Raw genomic sequence first — 17,697 nt, 5'->3', positions numbered from 1 at the left:
TTTAAACTTAAATAGGGTAATACATTAATATAACATGAAAACGATATAGTTTATTAAAAAATACGATATTTGCATATAAACTCATCTAGGCCTTTAAAGCCTAGATACAAAATAAACAGCATTACGCTTTATGTCTCGAAAAAATCAAACGTTAGGAGAGTTCATTATTGAAAACCAATCGGCCTTTAAATATACCTCTGGCGAGCTATCTAGACTAATAAACTCTATTCGTTTAGCCGCTAAAGTAGTAAACCACGAAGTAAACAAAGCGGGCTTAGTAGATATTATTGGTGCTGCTGGCGACACTAATATTCAAGGTGAAGATCAACAAAAACTGGATGTATATGCTAATGATAAGTTTATACAAACATTAACCAATAGAAATATTGTTTGTGGAATAGCTAGTGAGGAAGAAGACAATTTTATATCCATAAATAGTCAAGATGAAAACAATCAAAATAAGTATGTTGTTTTAATGGATCCCTTAGACGGCTCCTCGAACATAGATGTTAATGTTTCTGTAGGTACTATATTTTCTGTTTATAGGCGTGTTACTCCTGTAGGAACTCCTGTTACCATAGACGATTTCCTTCAAAAGGGAAATCAGCAGGTTGCCGCAGGATATATTGTTTATGGCACGTCTACAATGCTGGTTTATACAACAGGATATGGCGTTAATGGCTTTACATTAAACCCAGCAATAGGAACCTTTTATTTATCGCACCCTAATATGAGCTTTCCTGAAGATGGGAATATCTATTCTGTAAATGAAGGAAATTACATTCATTTTCCTCAAGGAGTAAAAGACTATATAAAATATTGTCAAATGGAAGAAGGTAACAGGCCTTACACTTCTAGATATATTGGATCTTTAGTTTCCGATTTTCATAGAAATATGATTAAAGGAGGAATTTATATGTATCCTAAAAGTTCTAAAAACTCTAACGGAAAACTACGCCTTTTATATGAGTGTAACCCAATGGCGTTTCTAGCGGAACAAGCTAATGGAAAAGCGAGTGATGGGCATACACGAATATTAGATGTAGAACCTACAGAGCTTCACCAACGCATTCCTTTTTTCTGTGGCAGTAAAAAAATGGTTGAAAAAGTAGAGTATTTTATACAAAAAGCGCACTAATTTAGTGCACCCTGTTTTTATATATAAAATAAAAATGTCTTGAAGTTATTAGCTCCAAGACATTTTTATTTTATAGACACCGCTACTGGTCTAATTTTTAAACCAATATTTATGCTAATATGTACTATTGATTCATTGCTTTCATTTCATCAATAAAAGTATCTAAGTCTACACCGTTATTAACCAGAGTTAATGCTTTATCACACACGTACTTTACGTTTTCTGGTGTAAAACCAAGTCCTACTGCTATTTTTCTAAGCAATACCTCTTCATGATCACCCTTAATATGATCTACATAAACCATACGAGACAAGTCATAAAGACGTTCTAATCTCCTTTCATAAGAAGTCGGTGGATTAATAGGGTGCTTTTTGTAATCTTTTAAAATCTCAGCATAATTAGCTTCAGAAAGATCTAGCTTTTGAGCCAATCTTTTTAAAAAGGCCTTTTCATCATCAGTAATAATTCCATCATCCATCGCCACTCTAACAATTGCTGCAAAATGATCTTTATTACGCTTTTTAAATCCGCTATCAAATAAATTTGAAAATGACATATATCTTTATATTTTTAAGTCCTGCAAATATAGAGAAACTTAAGCCTATTTAAAATTAAATATTTCTTTTTTTGAACACCAATCTAGGTTCATAAAACAAGCTTTTTCGCGTCTCACAATAAAAAAAACACCCTTTTCAAAAGCCTAAAAAACAAGCCTTTTTCACTATTTTAAACCGTTTTAAACTTTAAGCATTTAACAAAAACAAGCTTTAAAAAAAACAGGTCGTAATTGGCAAATCAAAATTCTAAACATATCTTTGTTTAAAAGAAAAATACGTGAGCAAATCTTCAATCTCGCAAGCCTATTTAAAGTCTTTGCAACTGCAAAAACTGCAAATTGCTATTGGCGAAACCGAATCTAAAAATGATAACAAACTTCATTTAAAAGGGCTTGTAGGCTCTGCTTTATCCTTTGTTATAAGCGAAAGCTTTAAGGCTACAGAAAAACCTTTTTTACTCATCTTTGACGACAAAGAAGAAGCCGCCTTTTACCTCAACGATTTTGAACAACTTTTAAACACTAAAGATGTTCTGTTTTACCCTGGCAGTTACCGCAGGCCCTATCAAATAGAAGAAACCGACAATGCCAACGTATTGTTACGTGCCGAAGTTTTAAATCGCATAAATTCTCAAAAAAAACCAGCATTAATTGTAACTTATCCCGATGCTCTATTCGAGAAGGTTGTTACACGGAAAGAACTCGAACGCAACACACTAAAGGTTTCTGTTGGCGATAATCTTTCTATAGACTTTGTAAATGAAGTCCTATTTGAGTACAAGTTTAAACGTGTAGATTTTGTTACAGAACCTGGAGAATTCTCTGTTAGAGGTGGTATTGTCGATGTCTTTTCATTCTCTCACGATGAACCATATCGTATAGAATTTTTTGGAGATGAGGTTGATAGCATTCGTACATTCGATGTAGAAACACAACTCTCAAACGAACAAATAAAAAAAATCGGTATTATTCCCAATGTAGAGAATAAATTTTTAGACGAATCTAGGGCTAGTTTTTTAAAATATATCGCCGCTAAAACAGTGGTATTCACAAAAAATGTAGCTGTTTTATTTTCTAGGATTGACGATTTTTATAGCAAGGCAGAAAAAGCCTTCAATGCGCTTTCTACAGAAGTAAAACATGCCAAACCAAATGAATTGTTCTGTCATTCAGAATTATTAAAAAAACAGCTTCTCTATTTTACTTTAGTCGAATTTGGAACAGACGCCTGGTTAAGTCCCAAAACGGAGATTGTATATAACACAACTCCCCAACCAGTATTTAATAAGCAATTTAATTTATTAATTGATGACCTTAATAGAAATCACAATAATGGATTTACAAATTATATTGCTTGCATAAGCGAGCAGCAAGCCAAACGCTTCCATGATATTTTTGATGATATGGAGCAAAATGTACACTACAAAACCATTACATTATCGCTATATCAAGGCTTTGTAGATCATGCTAATAAAATAGTTTGCTACACAGACCATCAAATTTTTGAACGGTATCATAAGTTTCATCTTAAAAATGGTTATGCAAAAAAACAAGCCATTACTCTAAAAGAACTTACAAACTTAGAAATTGGTGATTATGTCACACATATAGATCATGGTATTGGTAAATTTGGCGGACTTCAAAAAATAAATGTAGAAGATAAAAAACAAGAAGCTATAAAATTGGTATATGGAGAACGAGACGTATTATATTTAAGCATACATTCCTTACACAAAATCACCAAATTTAACGGCAAAGACGGGAAACCACCAAAAGTATACAAGCTTGGCAGTAAAGCATGGAAAACGTTAAAACAAAAAACAAAAGCACGTGTAAAACACGTGGCTTTTAACCTAATAAAACTTTACGCAAAACGTAAGTTAGAAAAAGGCTATCAATACAACGCAGACAGCTACTTGCAACATGAGCTAGAAGCATCTTTTATATATGAAGATACCCCAGATCAAACTACAGCTACCATAGACATCAAAACCGATATGGAAAGTGAACGTCCTATGGATCGTTTAATTTGTGGAGATGTTGGCTTTGGAAAAACAGAGGTAGCCATTCGTGCAGCTTTTAAAGCCGTAGATAACGGAAAACAAGTAGCTGTTTTGGTACCAACAACCATTTTAGCTTTTCAGCACCACAAAACTTTTAGCGAACGCTTAAAAGAATTCCCTGTTACCGTAGACTATGTTAACCGCTTTCGAACGGCAAAACAAAAAAAAGACACTTTAGAACGTTTAGAAAAAGGACACGTAGACATTATTGTTGGTACACATCAATTGGTTAATAAAAAAGTAAAATTTAAAGATCTTGGACTACTCATAGTAGATGAAGAACAAAAATTTGGAGTCGCCGTTAAAGAGAAATTAAAGACATTAAAAGATAATGTAGACGTATTAACCTTGACTGCAACACCAATCCCTAGAACACTCCAATTTAGCCTAATGGCCGCTCGTGATCTATCGGTGATTACTACAGCTCCACCCAATCGATTTCCTATAGAAAGTAATGTGATTCGTTTTAGCGAAGAGCATATTCGTGATGCTGTTAGCTATGAGATACAACGTGGCGGGCAAGTGTTCTTTATTCATAATCGTATTGAAAATATTAAAGAGGTCGCTGGGATGATCCAACGTTTAGTTCCTGACGCGAAAATAGGTATTGGACACGGACAAATGGATGGTAAAAAGTTAGAGGAACTAATGCTTGGCTTTATGAATGGCGCTTTCGATGTTCTCGTTAGTACAACTATTATAGAAAGTGGTTTGGACGTCCCCAATGCAAACACCATTTTTATTAACAATGCCAATAATTTTGGGCTAAGTGATCTGCATCAAATGCGTGGACGTGTTGGTAGAAGTAATAAAAAAGCTTTCTGTTATTTTATTACGCCTGAATATTCCGCAATGACTAATGATGCTCGAAAACGCATCCAAGCTTTAGAGCAATTTACCGCATTAGGTAGCGGGTTTAATATTGCAATGAAAGACTTAGAAATTCGTGGCGCAGGAGACCTTTTAGGTGGTGAACAAAGTGGCTTCATAAATGAAATCGGGTTCGATACCTATCAAAAAATATTAAATGAAGCTATTGAAGAATTGAAAGAAACCGAGTTCAAAGACCTTTATCAAGAAGATATCGAAAACAAAGAGTATGTAAAAGACATAACAATAGATACGGATTTCGAATTATTATTTCCTGATGATTATGTTAATAATATCGCCGAGCGCTTAAATTTATATACTCAATTAAATAATTTTAAGACTGAAGCTGAATTAAGTCAATTCGAAAATGAACTCCTAGACCGTTTTGGCGAACTACCAATACAAGTAGTCGACTTATTAAATAGTGTCAAATTAAAATGGATAGCGACTACGTTAGGTATTGAAAAAGTAATACTAAAACAAGGAAAGCTTGTTGGTTACTTTATAAATGATCAACAAAGTCGTTTCTACCAGAGCCAAAACTTCTCAAAATTATTACAATATGTGCAACAGCACCCACAACGTTGTAAAATGAAGGAAAAACAAACTAGAAATGGTTTACGCTTATTACTTACCTTTGAAAATATAAAAACAGTCGAACAGGCACTAATAGTACTCAATCCTATTTTGGAATAATTATTGTTTTTGTAATAGAAAATAAACAGCAATGACTAAGAAACTCCTTTTTTTATTAAGCCTTTTACCAAGTATATTGTTTGCACAACACACTATAAAAGGAACATTTACACCCCCAAAAGAATTCACCTTTGCCTTTTTATATAGGGTCACCGCAGAAACCTCCATTTTTGTAAATAATGCGAATATAGACGAAGATGGTAATTTTGAGTTTATTATGGATCCGAAGGCTCCCCCAGGAACCTACCGCATTGTATATGCGCAACCCCAAGACGAATTTAATTTTGATGTGCTGTATGACGGTAAAGAAGATATTATTTTGGAATTTGATTTAAAAAAAGGGGTGCGTTTTACAAGTTCTACCCAAAACAAACTCCTTGTTTCATATAATAAAAGTATGAATTTAGTTAGCGCTAGTATAAACAACTATTATTCACAAAACAAAAAAGATGATGTAGGGTTTAAAAGTGTATTCAAAGTACTTAAAGATACTCAAGACACTTTTGAAAAGGCCTCTAAAGACATGCTTGTTTTTAATTTTATAAAATCTAGAAGACCCTATATTCCCAAAGAATATGAAGATGCTAGCACTTTTTCAAAACATATAAAAGATCATTATTTTAATCATATAGATTTTGGTAGTGAAATCCTTCAAAATTCTAATTTACTAATAGAATCAACATTAAATTATGTTTTTGGTTTTGCAAATCCCGAAAATGGAAATGAAGATTTTATAAACAATATAGATGTCGTTGGAAAAGTAACTAAAGAGCATCCAAAAATTCAAAAAATTCTATTAGAAACACTATGGCATCAATTTGCTCAAGAAGAAAATGAAACGGTAGCAAACCATATTGCAACGCACTACTTAATTGCGCTTGCAAACGCTTCAAACGATTATAAACTAAGTGAAAAATTAACTTACTTTAAAAATGCATCTATAGGAAATACCGCTCCTAACTTTGATATAAAAACAACGAACAACAAAGGCATAACAGCAACTAAAAAGCTTAACGAATTAAATGGCGCTAATCATTATTTAGTTTTATTTTGGAGCACAACTTGTTCCCATTGTCTTGAAGAAATACCTAAACTTAAAGCATACACAGATTCTATTAACGAAAAAGAATTAAAAGTTATCGCCGTTGCATTAGATAATGACTCCTATCGTTGGGAGAACATGACACATAACTACCCTAATTTTACACACGTTTTTGGCAAAGGAAAATGGGATAATCCTATTGGAAATAATTATAATGTTAGCGCTACGCCTAGTTATTTCTTATTAGATAGCGACAAAAAAATAATAAGCAAACCATATGATTTTGAAGCCTTTAAAAGCCATTTTAAAACACTCCCTAAAGAAAAACAAACAAGTAACAACAACCTAATTGGCACATGGGTAGATTCTAGAGAAGAGCAGCAATTAAATCCTAATGGTTTCGTTTTTCGCCCATCAGATTATAAAAAATTTCCCCCAAGCAGGTTTAGATTTAGAATGGAATTAAAAGAAAAAGGAAATTGCAACTATTTATCGCTAGCCCCTACAGACAAACATGAAATGATGCCTGGCAAATGGTCTTACGACAATAAAGCGCAAACCTTAACGCTTTACTCTCTTGAGGATACACTTATTAAAACTTTTACGGTTGATAAAGCAGAAAAAGAGGTGTTACTATTAAGTAAAATAAAATAACAATGGTGTTACAAAAATCAGCCAAGATGAAAACAGTCTTTTTTAATAATCTATTAAAGGCGCTCTTCTTAGTGGTTGTACTATGCATATCCATTGGCTGTAGTAAACAAACAAAAAAAACTTTAGAAGATTCTAAAATTATCATTGCTCACCGTGGGGCTTCAGGCTACTTACCAGAACATACCTTAGAGAGCAAAGCGATGGCCTATGCGATGAAACCCGATTTTATAGAACAAGATTTAGTACTAAGTAAAGACAACATTCCAATCGTTATTCATGATATCTTTCTAGATGACGTTACAAATGTTGCTGATGTTTTTCCTAACAGAAAAAGAAAAGACAACAGGTACTATGTTATAGATTTTAATTTCAAAGAACTACAACAACTCAATGTAACCGAACGGTATAATACAGAAACAAAAACAGCCATATACCCTAATCGATTTCCATTACACAAGTCTGCTTTTAAACTACACTCTTTACAGCAAGAGATTGAACTCATACAAGGCTTAAACAAAAGTCTTAACTATAACATTGGAATTTATCCTGAAATAAAAAACCCTAGTTTCCACCTAAAAAACGGAAAAGATATCTCTGCCATTGTCTTAAAAATTTTAACCAATTATGGCTATATTTCAAAATACGATAATTGCATGCTACAGTGTTTTGATGCCAAAGAGTTAAAGCGCATAAGAACAACATTACACTCCAACCTTTTTTTGGTTCAACTAATAGAATCTTCTGAAGAAGCCAAGCAATTAGACTATTTTTCAACCTATGCAGACGGTATAGGACCTTGGTACAAGCAAATTCTAAACAAGAAAAATACTAATGGTGAGTGGCAATTCACCAATTTAGTAAACAAAGCACATACACTAGGACTAAAAGTACATCCTTACACCTTTAGAGCCGATCAATTTGAAGGGTTCTCCTCTTTTAACCAACAATTAGAAACTCTTCTTTTTAAAGCAAATGTAGATGGGGTTTTTACCGATTTCCCTGATAAGGTTATTCAATTTCTAGAAGCGAAATAGCATAAAAAACACATATTCTTCATGGCCTTAGGACAAGAAGCACCTCATGAAATTTAGTAGCATTTCCATGCTAAGAATTAACTCTACAAATCACAACTAAACAATGTTTTTTAAACCTTAATCAACTAAAAGTTCATAAAACGTTTTACAGGAAAATAATATCATAATATAAAATACTAAGACTACATTATTTATCTTTAGGCTTTATAGCGCGCTATTACATATTTTTTAGAGTCTCTTTTTTACCCCTTGCTATATCTGAAAACGTTACATTTTAAATAAACATTAAGGAAACAAAATGATTATAAAGGATTTAGAATATATAACCATAGAAAACCAAACTACAGCATTCCCTAAGCACTTTCATGAAACCTTTTGTATTTCATTAATACAAAAAGGTATTGAACAAATTGATTTTGAAAACCAAAGCCTTTTTAGTGAAGCGGGGAGTATATCTATAACTAATCCTTATGAAATACACTCTAATCCTTTATTTGACAATAAGTCACAATTAAAATTTGATACCATTTATATCCCTAATGAATTAATAAAAACCATATTAAATGGAAAGAATATTAAATTTATTAATCGAAAAATAAACAGCAAACACGCCAACAAACTGTTTGTCAATCTTAAAAATGCAATTGCGAAACAAAAAATTGAAAGCATAGAATCTCATCTAAGACAATTTGTTTATATAATAAAATCCTACTCGGAAGAAAACAAAAATGAATATTCCGAATTTAATTTACAACATTTCAATCAAATTAACCACTATATTGAAACTCATATTTATGATAAATTTAGTTTAGATGAACTATCTAAAATTGCAAATATTAACAAATTTGGATTCGCAAAAAAATTCAAAGCCTCAACTGGAATGTCTCCTATTAATTATATCCTGATGAAAAAAGCTTTTTCAAGCAAGAAATTAATAAATTCAAAAACAGAACTTACAACTATAGCTTATCAATACAATTTTTCAGATTTAGCTCATTTTTCTAAAACCTTTAAACGTTTTGTAGGAGTTTCACCTAAAAACTACAAAGACAGTCTTAGCAGCAAGATATAATTGCCAATATTATACAAGCTTTAAAATAATGACAGTCTTACATTTGATAAACTTTATATTCAAATGAAAAAAACATCATACCTATTCTCGCTTTTCTTTTTTACTATATCTAATATTATTTATGCGCAATCTATAGACGATTCGTTTTCTAAGAAAAAGATGCGAAAAGATTTAAAAATCTTTAAAAAAATAAGATTATCAGCAAACTCTGGACTATATAAATATCGCACGAATCAAGAGATTGACAGCATCTACCAATGGGCTAACAATAAAATTAGTACAGCCTCTAGTTATAGAGATTTTTACAATATTATCTCCCAATTAACTGATTTTGAAGGCAGCTTACACAATGACACTAGTCTAACTGAAAAAATATATCAATCCATAAAAACGGAAAAAAGCGGTTATTTTCCATATCCAATTAAATGGATTGATAACAAGTGGATTATCAATTACAATAACGAAAACATTCCATTAGGCTCAGAAATCATATCTATCAACAATGAAAAAATTGAAGATATTATAAAAAATCTTTATAAATACTACACTACAGACGGAGTAAATAAAACAGGCAAACGCGTGGGTATAAATTACAATTTCAGTAAGTATTACCGCTTAAATTATGGTTTAACAAAGACCTTTTCTGTAAAATATAAAGAAAACAATTCAACTAAAACAAAAGAAGCTCTCCTTAAAAGCATTAGCTATAAAAACTATTATACCAATATAGACCATAGATTTTCAAAACCATTTGATGAAGTACATTATAAAGATTGGGATAGTAATGAAATATACAGTTATAAATTGATAGACAACTCTATTGGTGTTTTAACTATAAATAATTTTGGAATGGGTAACGAAGAAGATCCAGAACACCTAAAATACATTACCTTTTTAGATCGTGTTTTTTCCAGTATTAAAAAAAACGGTATCAAGCATTTAATTGTTGATGTTCGTTATAATGGCGGCGGAACAGACCCAAATGATTTAGTAACCTATTCTTATTTAACAGATCGAAATTTCTCAGAAAACAAACAAGCTTGGATAAGTTTTAAAAAAATACCACAATTAAGATATATAGAAAGTGAAGCGCCTTCATTTTTAAGGTTTTTAGGCGTTGGAAAATATAACAAATGGTTTCAAAAAGAGTTTTACATAAAAAAAGAAACCGGTTTTTATCAAGGGCCTTTAAGTGACGATCATAAAGTAAGAAAACCAAATAAACATACTTTTAGTGGGAACGTTTACCTATTAATAAGCGAAAGAGTTGCCTCTGCAGGAAGTTTATTTGCCTCGATGCTGGCTGGGAACAAAAATACGGTTGTAATTGGAGAAGAAACTATGGGTACTTATTATGGCCATAATGGACACACATCATTAACCTATATTCTTCCTAAATCTAAGATTTCAACCTCTTTTTCTATTGTAAACTTAGAACAAGATGTTCCTCAAAAAAAGAACCAGTTATATAACCGAGGGATTATTCCTGACTTTAATGTAACTCAAACATATCATGATTATTTAAATCAAAAAGACACTCAAATGGCTTTTACAATTAATTTAATACAAAATAAAAACTAGAGGCAAAATCTCGTTTCTCTATTTTTTGCATCGTGCTCTATAAAGCGCATTCATTAGAACCTAAAAATTTTTGACACAATGATTCAACATCCTGCAATATGTATTGCAGGATGTTAAATCGTTTTTCCTGCCATTAAATATTTTAAAACAGTAACTAAAAAATTCTTAGCCTATTTTATGTTTTATAATTTAATTTTATACACCGTAAATTCCATATTTGATAGGTCTTGGCTAACTTCATGAATACGAGAATTAGTATAATATAAATAGCCATTATCTATACTAAAACTATCTGCCCATTTTATCAATTCTCCTGCTGCTAAGGTTGAAATAACTTTTGTTTTTAGATTTAGCTGTTGTATTTTATGTTGCTCCAAATCTGCATAATACAAATACCCATTATTAATAATCATCCCATCTGGAGCTGCTGTTTTTGCAACTGCTGTAATCGCTTTCTCAATTTCTAGATTTGTTCCTTTTATTAAAACATCAACAGGCACACTATAAAGGCTATACCCCGTTAAGGCATGGTAATAAAGAGTCCCGTTTTCTACATCAAAAGCAATACCATCGGAATGCACAACATTATTCCAACGCTTCCCATTAATGGTTAAAAAAGACACCTCACTTTGAGTCGATTTATGCTTATCCAACACGCGTTTCGTCTCTCCTGTTTTTAAATTTAAAACCACTAAACCAGGACGCCCTGAGTCTGTAAGATAAGCATAGTTTCTTTTTGTATCAATACGTATGTCATTGATATATGAGTTCGCATAAAAACTTGCTATAGGTAGTTTATACGTTTTGATAAGTTGATTAGTCTCTAAATTAAAAACAAAAATTACAGGCTGTCCAATAACGCCTTTAAACTCGGGGTTTCTTGTATCGATTACATATAATAAACCATCTGAACTAACGACAGATTGTACTGCCACAAATACAGAATCTTGTACAGGTGTTCCTATCTCCCAACGGTTCCATTCCTCATTAGGATAAGGAGTAAATTGATTTTCATTTTTAATTTCAGAGAGTGCATATTTAACCTGTTTTCTCCAACGCGGAAAATTCACAAACACTCGGCCATTACTTACAGCAATTCCTGTTAATTGCTCCCCTTTTATAGCGGCTACTTTAGTAACGATTTCTTTTTTCTCATGCACTTGTTTTTGCGCTTTACAGCTTGTTACTATTATAAGTACAATAAAGCTAAAGCATAATGATTTAAAAGCTTTCATATTCAAATTATTTATTTAACACGTTATCTATTAGCATTTTTATCACACCACAATCTTTTACTACATATAAAACACTCTACTCCATCTATTCTCCTTTTACATCTCGGAACGAGTACATTTTCATAAAAAATACCCCTTTACAACCAAGCTTCTTCAAAGCAGTAGTAAAACGGAAAATTAAAACGGCCATTAGCCCTTCTGAAAAATTGTCGTAAGCCCCCTAAATAACTTTCCTTAATCGTTCCTTTTTGAGCACTTATATTTAAGTATATTATTTTAGAGACAGTATATAGCTTACAGTCTTTAAATTAGACTAATATTAAAAGGCCTTAGAAATATTATATTTATAGCCTTATAATGATTAATATACTTTTAAAATGTTACACAACTCAAAATTACGGTTTATTTTAATTGATTTATGCTTTATTAAGTAAACATAACTCTAAAAGTTTTTGACAGTTTATATTATTTTACCCCATTAGCTCAACAGTCATTCAAAAAAGAGATAACAAGCCACTAGCCCCTTCATTAATACGTATGTGCCTTCAATTTGATTTGTATTTACTACATTTAGCGCATTATAAAAGACTATACCAAAAAGATGGATTCAAGACAGAGACTCATAGCTCATTTTAGAAAAAGCATTGTATTAACAGATCACGAAGCAGACATTGTTAGTGGTCTTTTTACAACGATTACACTAAAAAAGAAAGATATTTTATTATTTGTAGGAGAACACTCTTCCCATATGAGATTCATTTCAAAAGGTTGCATGAGAAGTTATTATATGAACAAAGAAGCGAAAGAACACATCTTGCAATTTGGCATAGAAGACTGGTGGATTAATGATTTGTATAGCTACTTAACCAACACGCCAGCTAAACAATTTATCCAAGCCATAGAAGATAGTGAGGTCCTACAAATACATAAAGATCAATTAAACCAATTATATAATAGTGTTCCTGCTATGGAACGTTTTTTTAGGTTAAAATTTGAATCGGCTTATGTTGCCCTTCAAGAAAGAACTATAGATAACATGAGTAAACCTGCAGAAGAACGCTATATAGAGTTTCGTTCAAAATATAGAACTATAGAACAACGGGTTCCTCAATATATGATTGCCTCATACTTAGGGATAACTCCTGAATTTTTAAGCACTCTTAGAAAAAATATTTAACAGCTCCTTTCTTAAGGTATCTTAAGACTTAAAGATTTCGTCTCTTTTAAATTTGTACTATTAATTTAAAACCGTTGTACAAATGAAAAAAATAATAGCCTTTACAGGGAGTAATAACTCAAACTCGATTCATGAAAAATTAATTCAAGCCATACTACTAAATTCTCCTAATCAAAATATTGAATTTATAGATTTAAAAGAGTACAAGGCGCCTATTTACAGCCAAGATATTGAGCAAAACGGTATTCCCAAACCAATAAAAGCACTATTTAAGTTATTCACAACTGCTGATGCCTTTATTATAGCCTCTCCCGAGCATAATGGATTACCTTCTGCTTTTCTAAAAAACACGATCGATTGGCTTTCCTTAATAGATCAACGTTTTTTTGGAGAAAAGCCTGTTTTACTCGTAAGCACCTCCCCAGGACCAACAGGAGGCAAAACTCATCTTAAAATTTTAGAAAAACTACTCTTACGCTGGGGAAGCCTTTTTGTGGAGCAATATTCGTTGGGGAATTTCAATCAATATTTTAACACAAATACATTATCCTTTATAAATCCGTTAGAAAACGAAAAGTTAACAAAGGGAATAAACGCAATAATACAGCAACAGCCTAGTGCCCCGAAAAGCAATCTAGACGTTGTAAACAATTATTTCCAAGCCTTTAAAAATGGAGACACAAAACAGGTACTGGATACTTTTCATCCAAACTGTTATATTGTAAGTGTTAAGGAAGAAGAGCGCCCAAAAGAGCAATTGCACGGTATTTACAGGTCTCAAAAAGAAGCGCAGCAATTTTTAAATAATATCTTTAATTTATTCGACACAAAAGACTTCTCCATAGAGAATATTCTTCCTTTTGGTGAGCATTTAATAATGGCGCAGGGAACTTTTTCTCATAAAGTAAAAACGACTGGTAAATTATTTAATAGTTCTTGGGTGCTACTTTGCACTATAGAAGACGAAAAAATAAAAGAGTATCGCTTTTATGAAGATTCAGCCGCGTTTGTTACGGCCTCAAGCTTTTAATTTTAGATGGAGTAATACCTTGCCCTAATATATAGTGCATCTATTACTCCTTTATCATATAATATATTTAAATGGATAATTACAGTATTAGTCACTTGTTTGAATTTTGGGAATATATAGGTATTAAAAATCATTTTTTTTACCATAAAAAAGCATACAACTATAACCGCCCTAATAATAAGTCTTGGCCAAGTAAAATCTTTGGAATCGACAGAGAAACCATAGATTTTAAGCACTTACATTTTAAAATAAAAAAAGGAATCATTCCAAATTCACTAGTAATACATGAGAATGAATTTATCGAAAAACAACTTCTAGAAACCCATTTTGAAAAAACATCATGTGTAAGAGGGATGGCTTTAAATATTTCTCATACCACTAAGCTTACAGACAATTTCCCTAACATTATAGAGGTAAACACAACCTTAAAAGCTATTGAATTTGCTAGAATAGCATCCTTATCTTTTGGTTATAAAATAGATTCGAAAACCATTATATCCTTACTGCATTTAGAATCAAAGATTAGATTATATATAGGAAAACACAACGGTTATTATGCGAGTTGCGGCCTTATTTTCCTAGATCGTAATGCTGTATCTGGAATACACATGATTGGAACAATCGCTAAATACAGAGGTCTAGGTTTAGGAAAAAAAATGACCTCCAAACTAATTGTTGAAGCTATGAAAAATAACAGCAATACCATTGTTTTAGTAGCCTCTAAAGCTGGTGAAAAAATTTATTCCAAAATGGGTTTTACTCCTAATGGGAACTTAAAAAGTTATATTGCTAAAAATAGACCTACATGAGAACAAATACATTTTAATATAATATCATTATAAAAAAAGAAAGCACGATTCTTAACCGTAATACTAGAATAACTTTAACCCCTATTTTTAACTCCTTAAATCTAAGGAATCCGCTTTAATATTTTGCATTATAATAAAAACGAATTAATTTCGCGTCATTTATAAATAAAAAGAATAATGGAGGTTTCTTTAAGAAATTTAAAACTAATTAATGTTATTGTTAAAGAAGGGTCTGTAACGAAAGCCGCAGATAAACTATACCTCTCGCAACCCGCGTTAAGTCATCAACTAAAAAAATTAGAAGGAGAGATAGGTCTTAAAATATTTAACCGCTTGAATAAAAAATTAATACTTACGGAAGCTGGTCAAATTCTATTTAAAGCTTCTGAAAAATTATTAGTTTCTTTTAATTTACTTAACGCCGAACTTGATGAATTTAAAAAAGGCAAAAAAAAAGAAATCAGCTTAACAATCGAGTGTTATACCTGTTATCATTGGTTGCCTAAAGTGGTGCAGGAATTTAGAAAGAGTAATCCTGAAATAAATGTTCAAATTAACATTGAGGCAACAAAAGCTCCGCTTCAATATCTTACCGAAGGCAAAATTGATATGGCTATTGTGAGCCGCAGATCGAATAACTCATTCATCCATTTTGAACCATTAATCTCAGATGAGATGGTTGTTATTCTTTCAAAAGAAAATGATTTGAAAGATATGGACATACTGGAATTATCGGATCTTAAAAAGCAAAATTTAATTATTTATGATATGACGGATAAAGCTAATTATGTTTTAAATAATATTTTACAAAACAATCAAGACCTGGTTAACTCCATTCAAAAAGTACAATTAACAGAAGCAATTATACAGTTAGTTAATGCTAATTTAGGGATTACAATTATGGCGCAATGGGCAGCCTCTCCATTTTTAAAAAATAACGATTTAATATGCATCCCCTTTAAAGCGAATCTTGGGCAAAGAGATTGGTTTATCGCAAGTCTTAATAAAATAACATCGACAGAAAATTTATTTATTGAGCAAATCAAATCATACTTTAATCAACAGCATTTGATTTGAAGGTTAGAAACAATAATATTCATTGCGTAAGCGCTTCTTAATTTGTATTGGATTACACTAACAAAGACAAAGTCATATTAATAGAATTAGAAAGCTCTTTTCGGTATGGCTTAACTTTAGAAACACCTCTCACTGTATAAGATATAAAACAAAGAAGCAAGCAGATTTTAAATCTTTAGCCGAATCATAACCTACACCTCATCACCTTTAATTACAGCTGTTTTTTCCTTTTAAGCTCTTTAAAAACATCAAGACAGCTTTCTTAAGCTACATTAATATTTCACTTCTATTTCTAACATAATTTTGCCTCTCACAAAATGAATAGATTATGTTAAAATATATAAGTTTTTCGATTACTCTCTTTTTTGCTGTTTTAGTCTCAAATGCACAAAAGCTTAATTTTTCCCCAGAAATAGTATTAGGCCATAGGTCTACATCATACCAACATTTTATTAACCATAGTTTTAATAAAAAATGGTCTTTTAATAATGTATCATACATAGATACAGAATATAATAATGAAACAAATAATATTTTTTTTATAAGAAATATGTTGTCTTTGAATTTGAATAAGGCCTTTAAATTTAATGCTGCGGTAGGACTTAAAAACCCTGGCGCATTTGCGACAATAACCTCTCAATATCAATATTGGGTAACACCTTTTAAAATAAGCTATGCTATTGGGAGCACCTATCAAAATGGGTTTACTATTGAACAAACATTAACAATAAATTACACCCCTACTTTAAGCAAAAACATAAAAGCTTACCTCAACATATTTATAGTTGCTAATACTGATTTAAAAATATTAAATAGAGGGATACAACAACTCCGCATAGGACTTAAAAAAGAAAACCTTATCACAGGAATAGCAATCAATTTAGATCAATTTGCAAAAGCAGAAAAAACACTCGAAAATTACGGGATTTTTATTAAACAAAACTTTTAAACATTATATTATGAAACACACAAAACAACACATCGGATTATTACTTTTAAGAGTTAGCATTGCTTTTACAATGCTCATTTACGGAATTAGTAAATTAATTTTTGGAATCGATTTTATTGCTAGTCAGATAACGCAATATGGACTTCCTTCTTTTTTAGCTTATGGGGTTTTTGTTGGAGAAATTATTGCCCCTATTCTTATTATTATAGGATATAGAACCAAATTAGCAGGTCTTATATTTGCCCTTAACTGCTTTGTAGCAACCATAATGGTACAACTCCCTAATTTACTAAAACTAAACAACTTTGGCGGCTGGGAAATGGGGCCTTTATTTATTTATACTATTTTTGGTCTTGCTTTATTCTTTACAGGCGGAGGAAAATATAGCTTCTCAACTAAAAATAAATGGGACTAATACCGCGGGTTACACAACAGTAATTTATCTTTTGTAACGATTTACTCTTAATTAAAAAACAAGTAAAAAAATTCATTAATTTTTAAAATAAACCAGCTCATATTCTAAATGTTTTCAGGTCGAATATCATAAAGCTTAAAATACAATCTTATAACATTCCATCCTTTAAAAGCCATTTAAACAGAATAAAGTAGCATTATAGTATATTTTAATAATAAAATATTGCAAAAAGTAGCATAAAATAGCGCTCTAAAATAAGATAACATTTATCTTTAGGTATTGAAATACTATGATAGCCT

General features: G+C 31.4%; 14 protein-coding genes. 12 read left to right on the top strand and 2 right to left on the bottom strand.

The window, feature by feature from the left end:
* Positions 1-130: 130 nt before the first annotated feature.
* Entirely contained in the window at positions 131-1,138 is a 1,008-nt protein-coding gene (gene fbp, locus AC2D8I_RS06140) for a class 1 fructose-bisphosphatase (RefSeq protein WP_484705113.1), read from the top strand.
* Between the two features lie 124 nt (positions 1,139-1,262).
* Here fbp and AC2D8I_RS06135 read toward each other — a convergent pair whose 3' ends face one another.
* Positions 1,263-1,694: a TerB family tellurite resistance protein gene (locus AC2D8I_RS06135; RefSeq protein WP_484705112.1), complete on the bottom strand. Its 432-nt coding sequence runs from the start codon at positions 1,692-1,694 to the stop codon at positions 1,263-1,265.
* A gap of 278 nt (positions 1,695-1,972) precedes the next feature.
* On the opposite strand from AC2D8I_RS06135, the gene mfd reads away from it, so the two are divergent.
* The 5 genes from mfd to AC2D8I_RS06110 all read left to right on the top strand — a co-directional run bounded on the left by mfd (position 1,973) and on the right by AC2D8I_RS06110 (position 10,706).
* The gene (gene mfd, locus AC2D8I_RS06130) at positions 1,973-5,323 is read left to right on the top strand and encodes a transcription-repair coupling factor (RefSeq protein ID WP_484705111.1); all 3,351 of its coding nucleotides are present in this window, start codon (positions 1,973-1,975) and stop codon (positions 5,321-5,323) included.
* A 31-nt stretch (positions 5,324-5,354) separates the two neighbouring features.
* Complete coding sequence (locus AC2D8I_RS06125; protein WP_484705110.1) at positions 5,355-7,019, top strand: TlpA family protein disulfide reductase; 1,665 nt, start codon at positions 5,355-5,357, stop codon at positions 7,017-7,019.
* A gap of 26 nt (positions 7,020-7,045) precedes the next feature.
* Entirely contained in the window at positions 7,046-8,053 is a 1,008-nt protein-coding gene (gene glpQ / locus AC2D8I_RS06120; protein WP_484705109.1) for a glycerophosphodiester phosphodiesterase, read from the top strand.
* Between the two features lie 298 nt (positions 8,054-8,351).
* A complete protein-coding gene (locus AC2D8I_RS06115; RefSeq protein WP_484705108.1) occupies positions 8,352-9,125 on the top strand; it encodes an AraC family transcriptional regulator in 774 nt (257 codons plus the stop codon).
* Between the two features lie 63 nt (positions 9,126-9,188).
* Entirely contained in the window at positions 9,189-10,706 is a 1,518-nt protein-coding gene (locus AC2D8I_RS06110; RefSeq protein ID WP_484705107.1) for a S41 family peptidase, read from the top strand.
* A gap of 182 nt (positions 10,707-10,888) precedes the next feature.
* Here the strand turns inward: AC2D8I_RS06110 and AC2D8I_RS06105 are convergent, their stop codons facing one another.
* Positions 10,889-11,941 carry an L-dopachrome tautomerase-related protein gene (locus AC2D8I_RS06105; protein ID WP_484705106.1) on the bottom strand — a complete coding sequence of 351 codons (1,053 nt, stop codon included), beginning with the start codon at positions 11,939-11,941 and terminating at the stop codon, positions 10,889-10,891.
* Between the two features lie 601 nt (positions 11,942-12,542).
* Between AC2D8I_RS06105 and AC2D8I_RS06100 the strand changes: the two genes are divergently transcribed.
* From AC2D8I_RS06100 to AC2D8I_RS06075, 6 genes are all read left to right on the top strand, one after another.
* Positions 12,543-13,118: a Crp/Fnr family transcriptional regulator gene (locus AC2D8I_RS06100; RefSeq protein ID WP_484705105.1), complete on the top strand. Its 576-nt coding sequence runs from the start codon at positions 12,543-12,545 to the stop codon at positions 13,116-13,118.
* 82 nt (positions 13,119-13,200) lie between these two features.
* Positions 13,201-14,148, top strand: a complete 948-nt coding sequence (locus AC2D8I_RS06095) for an NAD(P)H-dependent oxidoreductase (protein ID WP_484705104.1) — start codon at positions 13,201-13,203, stop codon at positions 14,146-14,148.
* A gap of 71 nt (positions 14,149-14,219) precedes the next feature.
* Entirely contained in the window at positions 14,220-14,957 is a 738-nt protein-coding gene (locus AC2D8I_RS06090) for a GNAT family N-acetyltransferase (protein WP_484705103.1), read from the top strand.
* A 177-nt stretch (positions 14,958-15,134) separates the two neighbouring features.
* Positions 15,135-16,034, top strand: coding sequence for a LysR family transcriptional regulator (locus AC2D8I_RS06085; protein WP_484705102.1), 900 nt, complete (start codon positions 15,135-15,137; stop codon positions 16,032-16,034).
* Between the two features lie 328 nt (positions 16,035-16,362).
* A complete protein-coding gene (locus AC2D8I_RS06080) occupies positions 16,363-16,983 on the top strand; it encodes a hypothetical protein (RefSeq protein ID WP_484705101.1) in 621 nt (206 codons plus the stop codon).
* Between the two features lie 10 nt (positions 16,984-16,993).
* The gene (locus AC2D8I_RS06075; protein WP_484705100.1) at positions 16,994-17,398 is read left to right on the top strand and encodes a DoxX family protein; all 405 of its coding nucleotides are present in this window, start codon (positions 16,994-16,996) and stop codon (positions 17,396-17,398) included.
* The last annotated feature ends 299 nt before the right edge of the window (positions 17,399-17,697 follow it).

The sequence above is a fragment of the Lacinutrix sp. YIN62 genome, from assembly GCF_057219185.1.
The sequence above is the reverse complement of the archived record's forward strand: the minus strand, read 5'-3'. Positions and strand labels throughout refer to the sequence as shown.